Genomic DNA, 14,309 nt, shown 5'->3' with positions numbered 1-14,309 from the left:
TTGATCGTTAGCTCTGCTAATGGTTGCAGAAGCGCCGTCAATGGCGAAAGCTAAAAACCTGGATAAAAATGACGTTATTGGATAATAGAGTCTGGGGACCCAATAACGCCTTAACTGTAATGTTAGCCAATGTCCTTAAGGGCTAACGGTGAAACAATAAAGCGGCAAGGATGCAAGTATTTTGCGCTTATTATTAGAATGATTGTTGCTGTGTTAACAACTTGCTGGGGGACGAGTTGTTAGCATGGTCAAACATCCTTGCCAAAACGGTTAACTGAATTTCAATTATTGTTTAAGATCGTTCCAACACTTTCTTAAACATGGATCCTTAGCTTGCTATAGCATGTAGTTGCTGATTTAACTGGGCAATCTTTTGTTGCAAATAGGCTATTTCTGATACGATTGCGCCCTTACTTTCTGTCTGGCGAACTTGGTTACTTCTGACCCACTGGTATACGGTTTTTGCCGATACACCATATTGTTTTGCTACGTCAGATAATAATCTTTGATTATTTTTGACTTCATTAATCACTTCTTTTTGTAAGTCCACTGGGTACTGTCTCGTATTTGACATATTCATGAAATAATCTCCTGCCAATTTACTTATGTTTACTAGAGCGAGTTTCCACTTCATCCCACTGGCTACAACCGAGATGTGCTAAGAAAAAAATGTTCTGGCGGCATTGTGAAATGATATTATTTACCATGACATTTATTGACTTAATGCTACGACTTCCGGTTATTTTATTCATTGCTATCTCCTACATCTACCAAGGACTACTTGTAAAATCACACTATCACTTAGTGGGTATGTGTTCTTATATGGAAAGCTTGTGCCAACTTTGATAAATATTTTTATCTGTTATTTATCAGTGTCTTATTTAAAACCTTTAACCTAGGTACTTTTTACCGACAGATTAGTTTGGTGCAATTGCACTAACTTGGTGAATAAGTTCTGCAGATGAATCGCTATCAAACTTATCGCTAGGTCGCAGTTTAGATGACAAATATGGCAGAAAAAGGTGACCTCAATGACAAAATAAAGATGGCGTTATATTGAATTTAATATTTACATGGATGATTTGAACATGATCAGAAGGGGGAGGTGAGTGCTGAGTTAACAGACTGACAATCTGTGGCTAGCGTGACCATTTGAGAGTCCGCCGCCCATAAAAGAGTCCTAAAGTAGACAGTTTTATAGACGGCATATTATTTAACCCAACTCGGGTTAAGAGATAAGAGCAATACTCTAGTGCATTAAATACAGCGTCGCTAAGCCTAAAAATGCAAATAGACCAACCACATCAGTGACTGTGGTTAATACCATTCCTCCAGCAAGAGCTGGGTCGATATTGAGCTTTTTGAGCATGATTGGAATAGTGGCACCAGCAAAGCCGGCAACTGTCATGTTAATTAGCATAGCACTGCCAATTAATCCGCCTAACGCAATGTCGTCTTTCCACAGCCACACAGCAAAAAAGACCAACACAGACCACATAATGCCGTTTAATAATCCAATGCCGAGTTCTTTGCCTATTAACCAACGTGAATTACTTTGGCCAATATGACCAAGTGCAATACCGCGGATCACCAGCGCTAAGGTTTGATTACCGGCAACGCCGCCCATGCTTGGCACAATGGTCATTAAAATTGCGATGGTAGCAAATTGCTCTAAGGTGCCTTCAAACATATTACTGACAGATGATGCTAGTAATGCTGCAAATAGATTGATGGTTAGCCATAGAGAGCGTCTCAGAGTACTTTTAAGCACTGGGCCGAAGGTATCTTCATCATCATCCATGCCTGCCATCCCCATCATGGAATGCTCGGCATCTTCACGGATCACATCGATAACGTCATCAATGGTTATTCGTCCTAGTAATTTTGCTTGGCTGTCTACGACTGGGGCAGATATCCAATCGAGTCGTTCAAATTTTTGCGCAACATCTTTATCAGACATCTCAACCGGAATACTTTCTAGTTCGGTGTCCATAATGCTGCGAACTGTGACGCTCGGATCGCATGTGAGTAAGTCGACTAATCTGACGCCACCTAAAACATGGTCATGGCGATCGACAACATATAATGTATCAGTGGTATCTGGTAAATTACCGCGTTGACGTAAATAGCGTAACACTACTTCGATATTAACATCGGGTCTTAGGGTAACCGTATCTGTGTTCATTATGCTGCCGGCAGTATCATCCGGGTAGCGCAGTGCTTGTTCTACTCTATCTCTGTCTTGGCTTCGCATTGACTTGAGTACTTTCTTATAAACCGCATCGGGCAAGCTGCGAAGAATATAAGCAAGATCATCGGTGTCCATTCCTATCGTGGCCTGGGCGAGTTTCTCTGGTGTCATGCTGCTGATGAGCGAATCTTTCAGTTCTTCACCTAATTCATCCAGGATCTCACCAGCATATTGTTGATCAATTAATTGCCATAAGACTTGTCGATTTTTTGGTGGTGATGATTCGAGAATGAGGGCGACATCGTTGGGTGACATTGCATGTAACATATTGCGAGCATGAACAAACAATCCACTGTCTAACGCTTGAGCGAGTTGATTGAGTCGTTGTTCTGTTATTTCATTATCTAGGTACTCTTTACCCATATATCAACTTCCTATTTGTCATACGAATATGATTCTGTATGTAATGATTTTGGGCAGTTTCAGTTTCTCTGTTTGGCATATTGATGCAAGAATTGTTATCTGCGGGCAAGAAATGAAATGCAGCAATAAAATCGTTGAGTGACTTGCGCCGAACGAAAGTCTGAACTGCTGATGTTGCTTTACACAAAAATTAACGTCCGATTACATCGGTGTTTGGTCAAGCGAGAACCGTGATTGAAATTGGCTACAACGCTAATATCTCTTAGGAGAACGAATACTTAATCAGCTGGGGATCCGCCGCGCGTTTTCAATATAAAGGCTAATATTATCGAGGAACTGATCGTTAACCTTCGAACAGCAATATCGTGGCAGTTTGGTTAGTATGACGACTTCATTTAAAGATGGAAATAAATAAGTGATGATGGCTTAACGATCAGTAATTAGTGAAAGTATCACTAAATAATTTAGCAAGACTCATCAAATTTAGCATTAATCAGATCACATACGGCATTTAATGCCACTTCAGCATCTGGGCCTTGGGCTGTTACTGTGATCATTTTACCTATGCCACTTTCAAGCATTAATAACCCAAGTACACTTGCTGCACTGGCGTTTTTATCGCCTTGAGTTAACGTGATACTGGCATCAAAATCACCCGCTAAAACAGCAAGTTTTGTTGCAGCTCGAGCATGTAACCCTAATTTATTTGAAATGGTTACTTGGCGTTCAAGTTTGATCATTGGCGCGATCCTATGCTCAGTTAGCTGTCAGTATCAGTTAAATTTAATTCTCTGTGGCGAGCATTAACTGTATGTTTACTGCCATGTCTAAACCTTTTTGCTAATTGATCGGCTATATATACCGAGCGATGTTGGCCACCGGTGCAACCAATGGCGATAGTCAGATAGCTGCGGTTATTACGTTCTAAATGCGGCATCCAGGTTTCAAATAAGTTTTCAATTTGCCAGATAAACTTATTCACTAGAGGTTGCCGACCTAAAAACTCTTGTACCGGTTCGTCTAAACCTGTGAGTGGTCGTAGTGCTATTTCCCAGTGCGGATTAGGTAAAAAGCGCACATCAAACATAAAGTCAGCTTCTGTTGGCATACCGTGCTTAAAGCCAAAAGACTCAAAGTTAATCACTAACTCTTTATCGACACTACCTAACAATATTTGCCTGACTTGGTCGCTTAATTCGTAAATATTCAGGGCAGAGGTGTCAATATAATGATCAACAATTTTTGCGATAGGCTCAAGTAAACGGCCTTCTAATATGATCGCTTCTTGCAGTGAAATATGATTTTTAGATAACGGGTGTAATCGACGCGTTTCGCTATAGCGTTTGAGTAGCACTTTATCATTAGAATTCAAAAAGAAGCTAATAATTTCAGTGTCATGTTCAAGTAAGGCAAGTTGATCTTGAAGGACTTTACCTTGCTCGGCAATGTTGCGTACATCAACACTAATTGCCACTAGATCATTATTACCTTTGAGCTGAGCCAGTAATATGCCAATCAGTGGTAAAGGCAAATTATCAACACAATAATACCCTAGATCTTCTAATACTCTTAGAGCAACAGATTTTCCTGAGCCTGAACGTCCCGATACTATGACAAGTTTCATGCAGTAATAACCCGATAAAGTTCTGTTGAGTCGTGAGTTTTACGAAGCTGTTTCAATATTTGCTTATCGCTTAATTTTTGAGCCACGCTTGATAGCGTGCTTAAATGCTGTTGGCACTGATCTGCAGGTACTAACAAAGCAAATAAAATATCCACGGGCTGTTTATCGATTGCATCAAAGGCAATGGCTTCTTCACATTTAATAAATATTGCGATCGGATGTTCTATGGCCGTTAATCTACCATGAGGTATCGCAATGCCATTTCCTATACCTGTGCTACCCATTTTCTCTCTCGCTAATAGGCTTTCAAAAACCTCTTGCGAAGATAGGGGTGGGTACTGGGCAGCGACTAAATTGCTGATGAGTTCCAGTACTTTTTTCTTACTGCCCGGTGTGGCACAGGTAGTGCATTCCGGCTGCAGAATGGTACAAAGTTCCATCGTTAGTGTTTTGTATACTTCTCTTTGTGTTTAATTACCTGACGGTCGAGTTTATCGATCAGGGCGTCTATTGCAGCATACATATCAGTGCTTTCTGACATGGCAAAAATCTCTGCACCATTAAGGTTGATTTTAGCTTCTGCTTTTTGTTGTAATTTTTCTACATTGAGCACAACGTGTACATTATTGATCTGATCGAAGTGTCGTTCAAGCTTTGAAAATTTACCTTGAACGTATTCACGTAAAGATTCGGTAATGTCGATATTTCTACCTGTCATATTGATAAGCATAAAAATCCTCCGTTGCTTTGTAGGTTATAAACTCTTACGTTGGTTTGAGGGCGGAATGAGCATCGCTTCGCGATATTTTGCAATCGTACGACGCGCAACGTTGATCCCCTGATCTGCCAGCAGTTGGGCCATTTTGCTGTCACTTAATGGCTTTTGCTGGTTTTCTGCTGCAACCAGTTTTTTGATAAAAGCACGAATAGCGGTAGATGAGCATTCTCCGCCATCGTCGGTGCTGACATGGCTAGAGAAAAAGTACTTTAATTCAAATAGCCCACGTGGTGTGTGCATATATTTTTGAGTGGTAACCCGTGAAATAGTCGATTCATGCATTTCTACTGCTTCAGCAATATCATTGAGTACCATAGGTTTCATGGCTTCTTCACCATATTCAAAGAAACCTTGCTGAAATTGCACAATACAATTGGCGACTTTCAATAAGGTCTCATTGCGGCTTTCGATACTCTTGATGAACCATTTAGCTTCTTGTAAATGACCGCGAATAAATTGGCTATCGGCAGAGTTTTTACTGCTTCTAGCCATGGCTGCATATTGTTGATTAACGCCAATTTTAGGCATATTGTCTGGGTTTAACTCTACAACCCAACGGCCATTCTTCTTTAGTACGGTTACATCAGGAATAACATATTCGTCATCAATAGCGGTGACTAACAAGCCCGGGCGAGGGTTAAGTGACTGGATTAAGGTGATCGCGTCACGCAACTCGTTTTCTTTGAGCTTGGTTTTGCGCATCAATAATCTAAAATCGCGCCCAGCAATTAAATCTAAATAGTCTTTAATGAGCAGACGGGCATTGTCTATATGTGGGGTTGTGTCGGCATATTGGGCTAATTGAATGAATAAACATTCGCTTAAATCTCGTGCGGCAACACCAACGGGATCAAAGTGTTGAATACGTTTTAATACCGCTTCAACTTCATCTAGTTCGACACTTTCATCACCCATGGCTTCGAGAATATCTTCAGTGCTTTGGGTTAAGTAACCGCGTTCATCAATGGCATCAATGATCGCGGTAGCAATCGCTCGATCTGTGTCAGAAAATGGTGTGAGATTTTTTTGCCACTCTAAATGCTCATATAAGCCTTCAGTCGTTTCACCTTGGAATGGCATATCATCATCGCGCATGCTAGCGCTGCCTGAACCTGACATTGGTGAGGCGGTGTACACTTCATCCCATGTGGTATCCATAGCTAAATCGTCCATGGTTTCTTTGGTCATGGATTCTGCTGTGTCGACTGTTGAGGTGTCTTTTTCTATATTGACCACGCTGTTGTCACTAAAGTCGGTGTCCGATTGGTCGCGACTTTCTTTTACTGAGTCTTTTGCTTGAGAAAACTCATCTTCTATTTCAAGCAATGGGTTTGAGTCCAATGCTTGTTGGATTTCTTGCTGTAGCTCCAATGACGATAATTGCAGTAAGCGGATCGCTTGCTGCAATTGAGGGGTCATGGTTAAGTGTTGACCCATTTTGAGTTGGAGTGACGCTTTCATTTACCGCTTATCCCTAGATGATTTCCATAAAAATGACAATCTCGAAAACTGTAATCGATTGTCACATACATCAATGACATTTAACGCTATTTAGATATCGTTCAATGAAATGAGTTAGATAGACTAAAAGGCCAGTAAAGTAACTATAGCTTGAATTGTTCACCTAAGTACACAGCCCGAACTTGTTGATTACTCAATATCTCATCAGGTGTGCCTTCGGCAATTAAATTGCCCTGGCTGACAATATAAGCGCGCTCACAGACGTCTAAGGTTTCACGTACGTTATGATCGGTAATTAATACCCCTAAGCCGCGGTTTTTAAGCTGTTGAATGATTTTTTTTATGTCGATGACAGAAATAGGGTCAACCCCCGCAAAAGGCTCATCGAGCAAAATAAATTTAGGATTAGCGGCCAGCGCGCGCGCTATCTCTACTCGACGACGTTCCCCACCAGACAACGACATGCCTTGGCTGTCGCGAATATGAGTGATATGGAATTCTTCTAATAAATGCTCTACCTGCTCAATCCGTTGGTCGGTAGTGAGTTCTTTGCGAGTCTGCAATACGGCCATAATATTGTCGTATACGGTCAGTTTGCGAAAAATACTGGCTTCTTGCGGCAAGTAACCAATCCCTTTGCGAGCTCTAAGATGCATTGGGTCGGCGGTTAAGTCGTCATCATCAATTAAGATCCGACCTTTATCGCTTTGCACTAAGCCGACAACCATATAAAACGTGGTTGTTTTACCTGCACCATTGGGGCCTAAAAGACCAACAATTTGGCCTGTTTTAACGGTTAAACTCACATCTTTAACAACCTGACGAGTTTTATAGCTTTTAGCTAGATTTTCAGCCGTTAGGGTTATTTGGGTCATGGTTTGATCTGCTTTTTAACAGGAATTTCAGGGAGCTTTTGCTTTGGTGCAGTCTCGTCTTGGAAATTCTCAGGTTGAATAATAGTAATAACGCGATCTTTCCCTGTACCAGTACTTTCAGCAATCAGCTCTTGAGCGTTAATGTTGTACTTAATACGGTTACCGGTTACTTGGCTACCAGATTGATCCAGTTTGGCATTACCTGTCAATGTCAGTGTAGTGGTAGCAAGATCATAGCTTATTTCGTTGGCACTGGCGGTACCAATTTGACCGTCGTCTAACTCTTGTGAAAACGTTGCAGGGTTGCCTATAGCGATGAGTTTTTTACTGGTGCTGTTTTCGGGAGTAAACGCCCGTAACTCATCAGCATTAATGTTAATAGTGCCTTGAGTAACGGTAACAGGACCATTAAAAACAATTTGGTTATTTTTAATGTCAGCAGACTGGCTTACTGAGGCAATTTTCAACTCTTGTTGAAGATCACCTTGTTTCGCTATGGTAGGTAAACTCAGCAGGCAAAATATGCTGCCAAATAACATAACATTGGCGTGAGTGTTGAGGCGATTAATGTGGCTCATATGTTCCTTCTACCTGGCTGAGTAGCGATAATTTTTGCGAATTCAAGTCAGCATGTAGACCTAAACCTTGAATAATAAACCCTTTACCTTTGATGTACACCATCTCTTGTGAGGTGCCGATCATAGTGGTTAAATCCACCGAAACAGCTTGGGTACTGAGTGACTGCAGGGGTTCTTCTATATTAATGGCATCAATAATAACATTATTTTCTAATATGACTTGGCTGGTATTTTTATTCAATTGGCCTCTATCTGCGCTTAATTGCCATTGCGCTTGGCCGTTTTCAGGGTAAATGAGGTAAACAGGTTTAGTAAAGTGAGTAATGTCACTTGAGGCGTAATGCTCCATGTGTTCGGCACTGACTCGACTAGCAATTAAACCGAGTTTATTAAATTCTGTGGTGCGTAGGTTATCCGCTACAAAGTCTGGACGTTCAATACCACGAACTTTCACAGCATCCATTTCACTGCGTTTTATTTGCGCTTGCCAGTAGAGGAAAAAAGCAAGTCCAAAAAAAGCCACAATACCTAGAGTGATTCTATTCATATACTCATACCATGAGCACTGGCAAATTTATCTTGGCTTAAAAGCAGTAAATCAGTGAGTTCTCGTAACGCGCCATGGCCACCATTAAGAGAGGTGGTCATATGGCAATGTTGCTTAACAAATGGGTGCCCGTCACCGACACACACGGCAAGACCAACTGCTTTCATAACTGGGAGATCTACCATATCATCGCCAATATAAGCGACTTCGTCTGCGCTGACATTATACAGTGATAGGAGTTGTTCAAATGGCTCAAACTTGTTATCAATACCTTGATAAATATGTTTAATACCTAACGCGGTCATGCGAGTTTCGACAATCTTTGATTTGCGGCCAGTAATGACGGCAACGTGCATTCCGCTTGTCAGGATAGATCGAACACCATAACCATCGCGAGTATGAAACGCTTTGAGTTCTTCGCCAGCGTTACTGAGATAAATACGGCCATCTGAAAATACCCCATCGACATCACAGATTAACAGTTTGATTTTTTGAGCGCGTTGCCAAATATCATTGCTGATAGGGCCGTAAAATCCTTGGTGGCTGGTGGTTGATTCTGACATGATTAAATGACTCCCGCTTTAACCATATCGAGCATATTTAATGCCCCGATCGGTTGATGTTTTTCATTGACTACAATCAGTCCGTTAATACTTTTCTCATCCATAATTTGCAGTGCTTGTGCCGCTAGAATACCGCTAGGGCAGGTGACACAATTCTGGGTCATTACCTGAGCTATCGGAGTGGTGCGAAGGTTGACTTCGGCGTCGATAACTCGGCGCAAATCGCCATCAGTAAAAATACCAACCAGTGTTGTTTCGCTGTCGACAACAGCTGTCATACCAAGGCCTTTTTTGGATATTTCATACAGCGTTTCAGTAATACAAATATCATTATGCACTATGGGTAAATCATCGCCTTTATGCATAACATCATCGACTTTTAATAATAATTTTCGCCCCAGAGATCCACCAGGGTGTGACAAAGCAAAATCATCTCGAGTAAAGCCTTTGGCTTGCAATAAGGCAATGGCTAATGCATCACCCATTGCTAAAGTTGCTGTGGTACTCGAGGTTGGTGCCAACCCTAACGGGCATGCTTCTTCTTGTACTTCAATGCACAAATGGATTTTAGATAAACGCGCCATATTAGAGTCTGGTTTACCTGTTACTGCGATAACCGGTACGCCCATTCGCTGTATTACTGGCATTAATGTCAGTATTTCACTCGATTCACCTGAATTAGAAATGGCAAGCACAATATCGTTTTTAGCCAATGCGCCTAAATCACCATGACTTGCTTCACCTGGATGAACAAAAAATGCCGGTGTACCTGTGCTGGCAAAGGTCGCGGATATTTTATTACCAATATGCCCCGATTTCCCCATGCCCATAACAATCACTTTGCCTTTGCACTGCAAGATGAGTTCACATGCTTGACCAAACTCAACTGAGTCTACATATTGATATAAATTATCTAGGGCAGCCTTTTCAATATCAATGACTTTACGGCCCCACTGACGAAATTGAGTTTGATTTACCATACGGTTCTCTCTTTTAGCTGAATACTTTACCTTCATGCCCCAATCTAGTGAGACTGAAATACAATCACTTGGTACGCAATAAAGGTGATTAATAATAGTGTGCCATGCCAACGAGTCAGTTGTTGCTTAGCGCCACTTGATAATACTAAAACGGCTAATGCTGCACTGGTGCCTAATACCATGTAGAAGTCTCTGCCGCTGGCCGATGTATCGATTTCCCCGGGGGAAATTAACCCTGGCAATGCCAACACAGCAAGAATATTAAATAAGTTCGATCCAACGATATTACCAATGACAAGATCGTGTTCTTTTTTTAACACGCCAGCAATGCAGGCTGCTAATTCTGGTAGGCTTGTCCCTACTGCAATAATGGTTAAACCGATGACAAGATCGGACAAACCATAAAACTTTGCAATACCCACGGCACCATCAACCATCCAACCAGCTGATAGCGGGAGTAATATAATACCGACTGTAAGCCAAATGATAGCATGAAAGGTTGGTACATCTTTAGGGATCTCAGAGTCCATTTCAGTATCTAAGCTGTCGGTGGTTTTATCATGAGTTGCTTGCCAAATAAAATATCCCATTAACCCTAAAAGGGTTACAAGCAGCATGATACCTTCTACTCGTGTTAATACATTATCATGCAAGGTAAAGCCTGCAAATACAGTAGCTGCGAGCATAATAGGTATTTCACGTTTTAAGGTTTGTGAGCCTACGCTAATCGCACCCAGTAATGCGGTTAATCCTAAAATTAAGGTAATGTTAGCTATGTTAGAACCTAGGACGTTACCAATCGCGGTGTCACGCATGCCATCCATTGAGGCTGTGGCAGCAACAAACATTTCAGGAGCAGAACTCCCCATCGCAACAATAGTGAGTCCAATTAACATGGGAGGTAAGCCTAAATTACGCGCAAATGCGGCAGCGCCATAAACAAATCTATCCGCACTCCAGACTAAAACTGCAAGGCCGACGACTAACATTAGGATATTAACTAGCATGTGATTCCGATAGTGGTAATTAATTGACGAGCATTTTCGCTGGATTTGTATCAAATTGAAAGCATTGCCCAGTAATTGTACTGACAATCATATGTGCTTATATGGATATAGTTGTCGCTTAATCGACAATTACAGTACAATTTGCGCTTAAACTTAATGCAAGGAAGGCTGTTATCTCCTCAACGCCAATGTCTGATATGAGTAAATCGAATAATAAACCTTTGGTCGAAGTTAACCATTTGGCCTTTAGTCATGGTTCGCGCGTTATCTATGAAGATATTTCTTTGTCGATCCCCAAAGGTAAAGTAACAGCAATCATGGGGCCTAGTGGTATTGGTAAAACGACCCTATTAAAATTAATTGGTGGGCAGCTAATTCCCGATAGCGGGCAAGTATTGTTCGATGGCCATGATATACATCAGCTTAAGCGTAAGGATCTTTTTCAACTGCGAAAGCGCATGAGCATGCTATTTCAAAGTGGTGCATTATTTACCGATCTCAACGTATTCGATAATGTGGCCTTTGCCTTGAGAGAACATTCTGGACTTCCAGAAGATGTTATCCGTTCAATTGTATTGATGAAGCTGCAAGCTGTCGGTCTTCGCGGCGCAGCATATATGATGCCAAACGAGTTATCTGGTGGCATGCAGCGAAGAGCCGCATTAGCTCGGGCGATTGCACTTGAACCTGAAATGGTGATGTATGATGAGCCATTTGCAGGACAAGACCCCATTTCCATGGGTATGTTAGTTAAACTTATTCGTGAGTTGTCGGACTCATTAAAACTCACTTCGGTGGTTGTGTCTCACGATGTTGATGAAGTATTGGGTATAGCAGATTATGTTTATGTGATTGCAGACAAAAAAGTCATTGCTCATGGTACACCAGAGCAATTACGTCAATCTGATAATCCACAACTAGTTCAGTTTATTCAAGGCGCGCCAGATGGCCCAGTGCCATTCCATTATCCTGCAGAGGATTATCAAGAGGAGCTACTTCGTGGGCGCAACTGATTATATTGCCGATATCGGCAAATATGCACTGCAAATAGTGTTGGGCTATGGCCGAGCGGGCATTATGTTATGGCGCGCGATTGTACGTGTGCCTAATTTTAAAAAAGGCATGCCACTTCTGGTTAGACAAGTTTATGTGCTTGGTGTCCGTTCCATGGTGATCATTTTAGTGTCTGGCTTGTTCATTGGCATGGTATTAGCGCTACAGGGATACAATATTCTTGTTGGGTTTGGTACTGAAGAAAGTTTAGGTCCTATGGTGGCACTAAGCTTATTACGTGAACTCGGGCCAGTGGTTGCCGCGTTATTATTTGCTGGCCGAGCAGGTTCTGCTTTAACGGCTGAAATTGGCTTAATGAAATCGACTGAGCAGTTGTCGAGTCTAGAAATGATGGCGATAGATCCGTTAAGACAAATTATTGCACCGCGTTTTTGGGCAGGCGTCATCAGCATGCCATTGCTAGCGTTAATGTTTAGTTTAGTCGGTATTTTTGGTGGTCATTTAGTCGGTGTAGAATGGAAAGGCATTGATAGTGGTGCATTTTGGTCTATTCTTCAAGCATCGGTTGAATGGCGACAAGACATAGTTAATTGTTTGATTAAAAGTACTATTTTTGGTGTGGTGGTGACATGGATTGCCTTGTACAGAGGTTATGAAGTCCAACCTAATCCAGAAGGTATCAGCCGTGCGACAACTTCAACTGTTGTGCAGGCAAGCTTAGCTGTTCTAGCGCTGGACTTTTTGCTTACGGCAATCATGTTTGGAAATTAAGATTTTTTCATTGTTTAGATTAATTTAAGTGGTTTAATAGTATGTTGACACGGAAAATAGAGTTATTGGTAGGCGTGTTTTTATTGTCAGGTTTGTTGGCTTTTTGCATCTTAGTATTCAATGTTGCTAATGTTCAAGTCAAATCTAATGACCAGACTTATAACTTGGTCGCTGAATTTAATAATATTGGCGGCTTAAAAGTACGTTCGCCAGTAAAAGTGGGTGGTGTGGTGGTTGGTCGTGTAACCAATATTACTCTCGATACCCATAAGTTGGTGCCAATAGTGACATTAACAATGGATAAGCGCTTTGATCAATTTCCGGAAACAAGCAGCTTAGCTATTTTGACTTCAGGACTCCTTGGCGAGCAATTTATTGGTTTAACGCCTGGGTTTATGGACGATGATATTTCGATGCTTGCCGATGGCGATAAAGTACATGACACACGTGGTGCATTGATTTTAGAAGATTTAATTGGTCAGCTTTTATATAGCATGTCATCTAAAGATAAATAGGATCCCAATTATGAAAACATTTTTTAATCATGTTATGGCGCTATGCCTAATAGGCAGTGCGGTTATCAGCCAAGGTGCAATGGCTGCTAATGATGAGGTCAATACCCGTGATCCTTATGAGATGATCAAACAAGTCGCCAATATGACTTTTGATCGTTTTAAAGCAGATAAAGCCTTAATTAATGATGATTTAAGTCATTTAAAAGTTATTGTTCGTGAAGAGCTTATGCCTTACGTCGATTATAAATATGCTGCTTATAAAGTGATGGGGCAGTATTTAAGTGATACGACCGTCGATCAACGTAATCGTTTTGTGGATGCCTTTGAAGGTTATTTAGTGGCAACCTATGCACAAGCATTAACCGAATATACTGATCAAAAAGTGGCTTTTGACCCGCCGAGTGATTTCAGCAATGAAAAAATAGTTGAAGTGAATGTTCAAATCCTTGAGCAAGGTCGTCCACCGATTAAAATTCAATTTAAAGCGCGTCGTTTAAAAGACGATACGTGGAAAGCGTTCGATTTAGTGGCAGAAGGTGTGAGTTTATTGGCTTCGAAACAGTCTGAAATCTCTAATTTAATCCGCCAGCAAGGTATTGAAGCGGTGATTACCATGCTGAATGATAAAACCCAACAGACTATTGATCGCCAACCAGCAAAAGAAGCTGCAGCTGCGTGATTACCTTTAATCAACAAGATCAACGTTGCATCGTCAGCGGTCGCTTAACCCAAGATGAAGTAAAACAATTGTGGCCAAAACGCCATGAATTGTTTACTGCATCAACTCAAGTGGTAGACTTATCAGCATTAGAATACGTCGACAGTGCGGGTGTTGCACTGTTATTAGCGTTAATCAAACTACATGCGACAAGTAGCCAAGAAACAAGTGTGATACATCAGTTGATTAATCCAAGTGAACAGCTCAAAAAAATGATTGAGCTTTATGATTTAGATGCTTTTTTCAGCCAAAAATAGAAACGAA

18 protein-coding genes are annotated in these 14,309 nt (G+C 41.3%); 5 read left to right on the top strand and 13 right to left on the bottom strand.

What is annotated here, in order from left to right:
- Positions 1–328: 328 nt before the first annotated feature.
- The 13 genes from H5123_RS01020 to H5123_RS00960 all read right to left on the bottom strand — a co-directional run bounded on the left by H5123_RS01020 (position 329) and on the right by H5123_RS00960 (position 11,027).
- Entirely contained in the window at positions 329–580 is a 252-nt protein-coding gene (locus H5123_RS01020; RefSeq protein ID WP_124015083.1) for a transposase, read from the bottom strand.
- 669 nt (positions 581–1,249) lie between these two features.
- On the bottom strand, positions 1,250–2,614 hold the full coding sequence (gene mgtE / locus H5123_RS01015) for a magnesium transporter (protein ID WP_182696724.1): 1,365 nt from the start codon (positions 2,612–2,614) through the stop codon (positions 1,250–1,252).
- A 464-nt stretch (positions 2,615–3,078) separates the two neighbouring features.
- Entirely contained in the window at positions 3,079–3,354 is a 276-nt protein-coding gene (locus H5123_RS01010) for an HPr family phosphocarrier protein (protein WP_124015081.1), read from the bottom strand.
- Between the two features lie 20 nt (positions 3,355–3,374).
- A complete protein-coding gene (gene rapZ, locus H5123_RS01005; RefSeq protein ID WP_182696723.1) occupies positions 3,375–4,238 on the bottom strand; it encodes an RNase adapter RapZ in 864 nt (287 codons plus the stop codon).
- The gene (ptsN, locus tag H5123_RS01000) at positions 4,235–4,678 is read right to left on the bottom strand and encodes a PTS IIA-like nitrogen regulatory protein PtsN (protein WP_182696722.1); all 444 of its coding nucleotides are present in this window, start codon (positions 4,676–4,678) and stop codon (positions 4,235–4,237) included. Before ptsN ends, rapZ begins: the two co-directional genes overlap by 4 nt.
- A gap of 2 nt (positions 4,679–4,680) precedes the next feature.
- Positions 4,681–4,968, bottom strand: a complete 288-nt coding sequence (gene hpf / locus H5123_RS00995) for a ribosome hibernation promoting factor (RefSeq protein WP_124015078.1) — start codon at positions 4,966–4,968, stop codon at positions 4,681–4,683.
- A gap of 24 nt (positions 4,969–4,992) precedes the next feature.
- The gene (locus H5123_RS00990; RefSeq protein WP_124015077.1) at positions 4,993–6,477 is read right to left on the bottom strand and encodes an RNA polymerase factor sigma-54; all 1,485 of its coding nucleotides are present in this window, start codon (positions 6,475–6,477) and stop codon (positions 4,993–4,995) included.
- A 143-nt stretch (positions 6,478–6,620) separates the two neighbouring features.
- A complete protein-coding gene (lptB, locus tag H5123_RS00985; protein WP_124015076.1) occupies positions 6,621–7,352 on the bottom strand; it encodes an LPS export ABC transporter ATP-binding protein in 732 nt (243 codons plus the stop codon).
- Complete coding sequence (lptA, locus tag H5123_RS00980) at positions 7,349–7,930, bottom strand: lipopolysaccharide transport periplasmic protein LptA (protein WP_124015075.1); 582 nt, start codon at positions 7,928–7,930, stop codon at positions 7,349–7,351. The genes lptB and lptA overlap by 4 nt, the downstream gene beginning before the upstream one ends.
- Positions 7,917–8,477, bottom strand: coding sequence for an LPS export ABC transporter periplasmic protein LptC (lptC, locus tag H5123_RS00975; protein ID WP_124015074.1), 561 nt, complete (start codon positions 8,475–8,477; stop codon positions 7,917–7,919). Before lptC ends, lptA begins: the two co-directional genes overlap by 14 nt.
- The gene (kdsC, locus tag H5123_RS00970; protein ID WP_124015073.1) at positions 8,474–9,040 is read right to left on the bottom strand and encodes a 3-deoxy-manno-octulosonate-8-phosphatase KdsC; all 567 of its coding nucleotides are present in this window, start codon (positions 9,038–9,040) and stop codon (positions 8,474–8,476) included. Before kdsC ends, lptC begins: the two co-directional genes overlap by 4 nt.
- A gap of 2 nt (positions 9,041–9,042) precedes the next feature.
- The gene (locus tag H5123_RS00965) at positions 9,043–10,020 is read right to left on the bottom strand and encodes a KpsF/GutQ family sugar-phosphate isomerase (protein ID WP_124015072.1); all 978 of its coding nucleotides are present in this window, start codon (positions 10,018–10,020) and stop codon (positions 9,043–9,045) included.
- Positions 10,021–10,064: 44 nt separating this feature from the next.
- Complete coding sequence (locus H5123_RS00960; RefSeq protein WP_124015071.1) at positions 10,065–11,027, bottom strand: calcium/sodium antiporter; 963 nt, start codon at positions 11,025–11,027, stop codon at positions 10,065–10,067.
- A 188-nt stretch (positions 11,028–11,215) separates the two neighbouring features.
- Between H5123_RS00960 and H5123_RS00955 the strand changes: the two genes are divergently transcribed.
- From H5123_RS00955 to H5123_RS00935, 5 genes are read left to right on the top strand one after another with little or no spacing between them, the layout of a single operon-like run.
- Positions 11,216–12,040 carry an ATP-binding cassette domain-containing protein gene (locus tag H5123_RS00955; RefSeq protein WP_124015070.1) on the top strand — a complete coding sequence of 275 codons (825 nt, stop codon included), beginning with the start codon at positions 11,216–11,218 and terminating at the stop codon, positions 12,038–12,040.
- Positions 12,027–12,812 carry a lipid asymmetry maintenance ABC transporter permease subunit MlaE gene (gene mlaE / locus H5123_RS00950; RefSeq protein WP_124015069.1) on the top strand — a complete coding sequence of 262 codons (786 nt, stop codon included), beginning with the start codon at positions 12,027–12,029 and terminating at the stop codon, positions 12,810–12,812. The genes H5123_RS00955 and mlaE overlap by 14 nt, the downstream gene beginning before the upstream one ends.
- 41 nt (positions 12,813–12,853) lie before the next feature.
- Positions 12,854–13,327: an outer membrane lipid asymmetry maintenance protein MlaD gene (mlaD, locus tag H5123_RS00945; RefSeq protein ID WP_124015068.1), complete on the top strand. Its 474-nt coding sequence runs from the start codon at positions 12,854–12,856 to the stop codon at positions 13,325–13,327.
- Between the two features lie 34 nt (positions 13,328–13,361).
- The gene (locus H5123_RS00940) at positions 13,362–14,006 is read left to right on the top strand and encodes a phospholipid-binding protein MlaC (RefSeq protein WP_124015360.1); all 645 of its coding nucleotides are present in this window, start codon (positions 13,362–13,364) and stop codon (positions 14,004–14,006) included.
- Positions 14,003–14,302: a lipid asymmetry maintenance protein MlaB gene (locus H5123_RS00935; RefSeq protein WP_182696721.1), complete on the top strand. Its 300-nt coding sequence runs from the start codon at positions 14,003–14,005 to the stop codon at positions 14,300–14,302. Before H5123_RS00940 ends, H5123_RS00935 begins: the two co-directional genes overlap by 4 nt.
- Positions 14,303–14,309: the final 7 nt, after the last annotated feature.

This window comes from Shewanella sp. SR43-4, assembly GCF_014163845.1.
In the GTDB taxonomy this organism is placed as follows: domain Bacteria; phylum Pseudomonadota; class Gammaproteobacteria; order Enterobacterales; family Shewanellaceae; genus Shewanella; species Shewanella vesiculosa.
The sequence above is the reverse complement of the archived record's forward strand: the minus strand, read 5'-3'. Positions and strand labels throughout refer to the sequence as shown.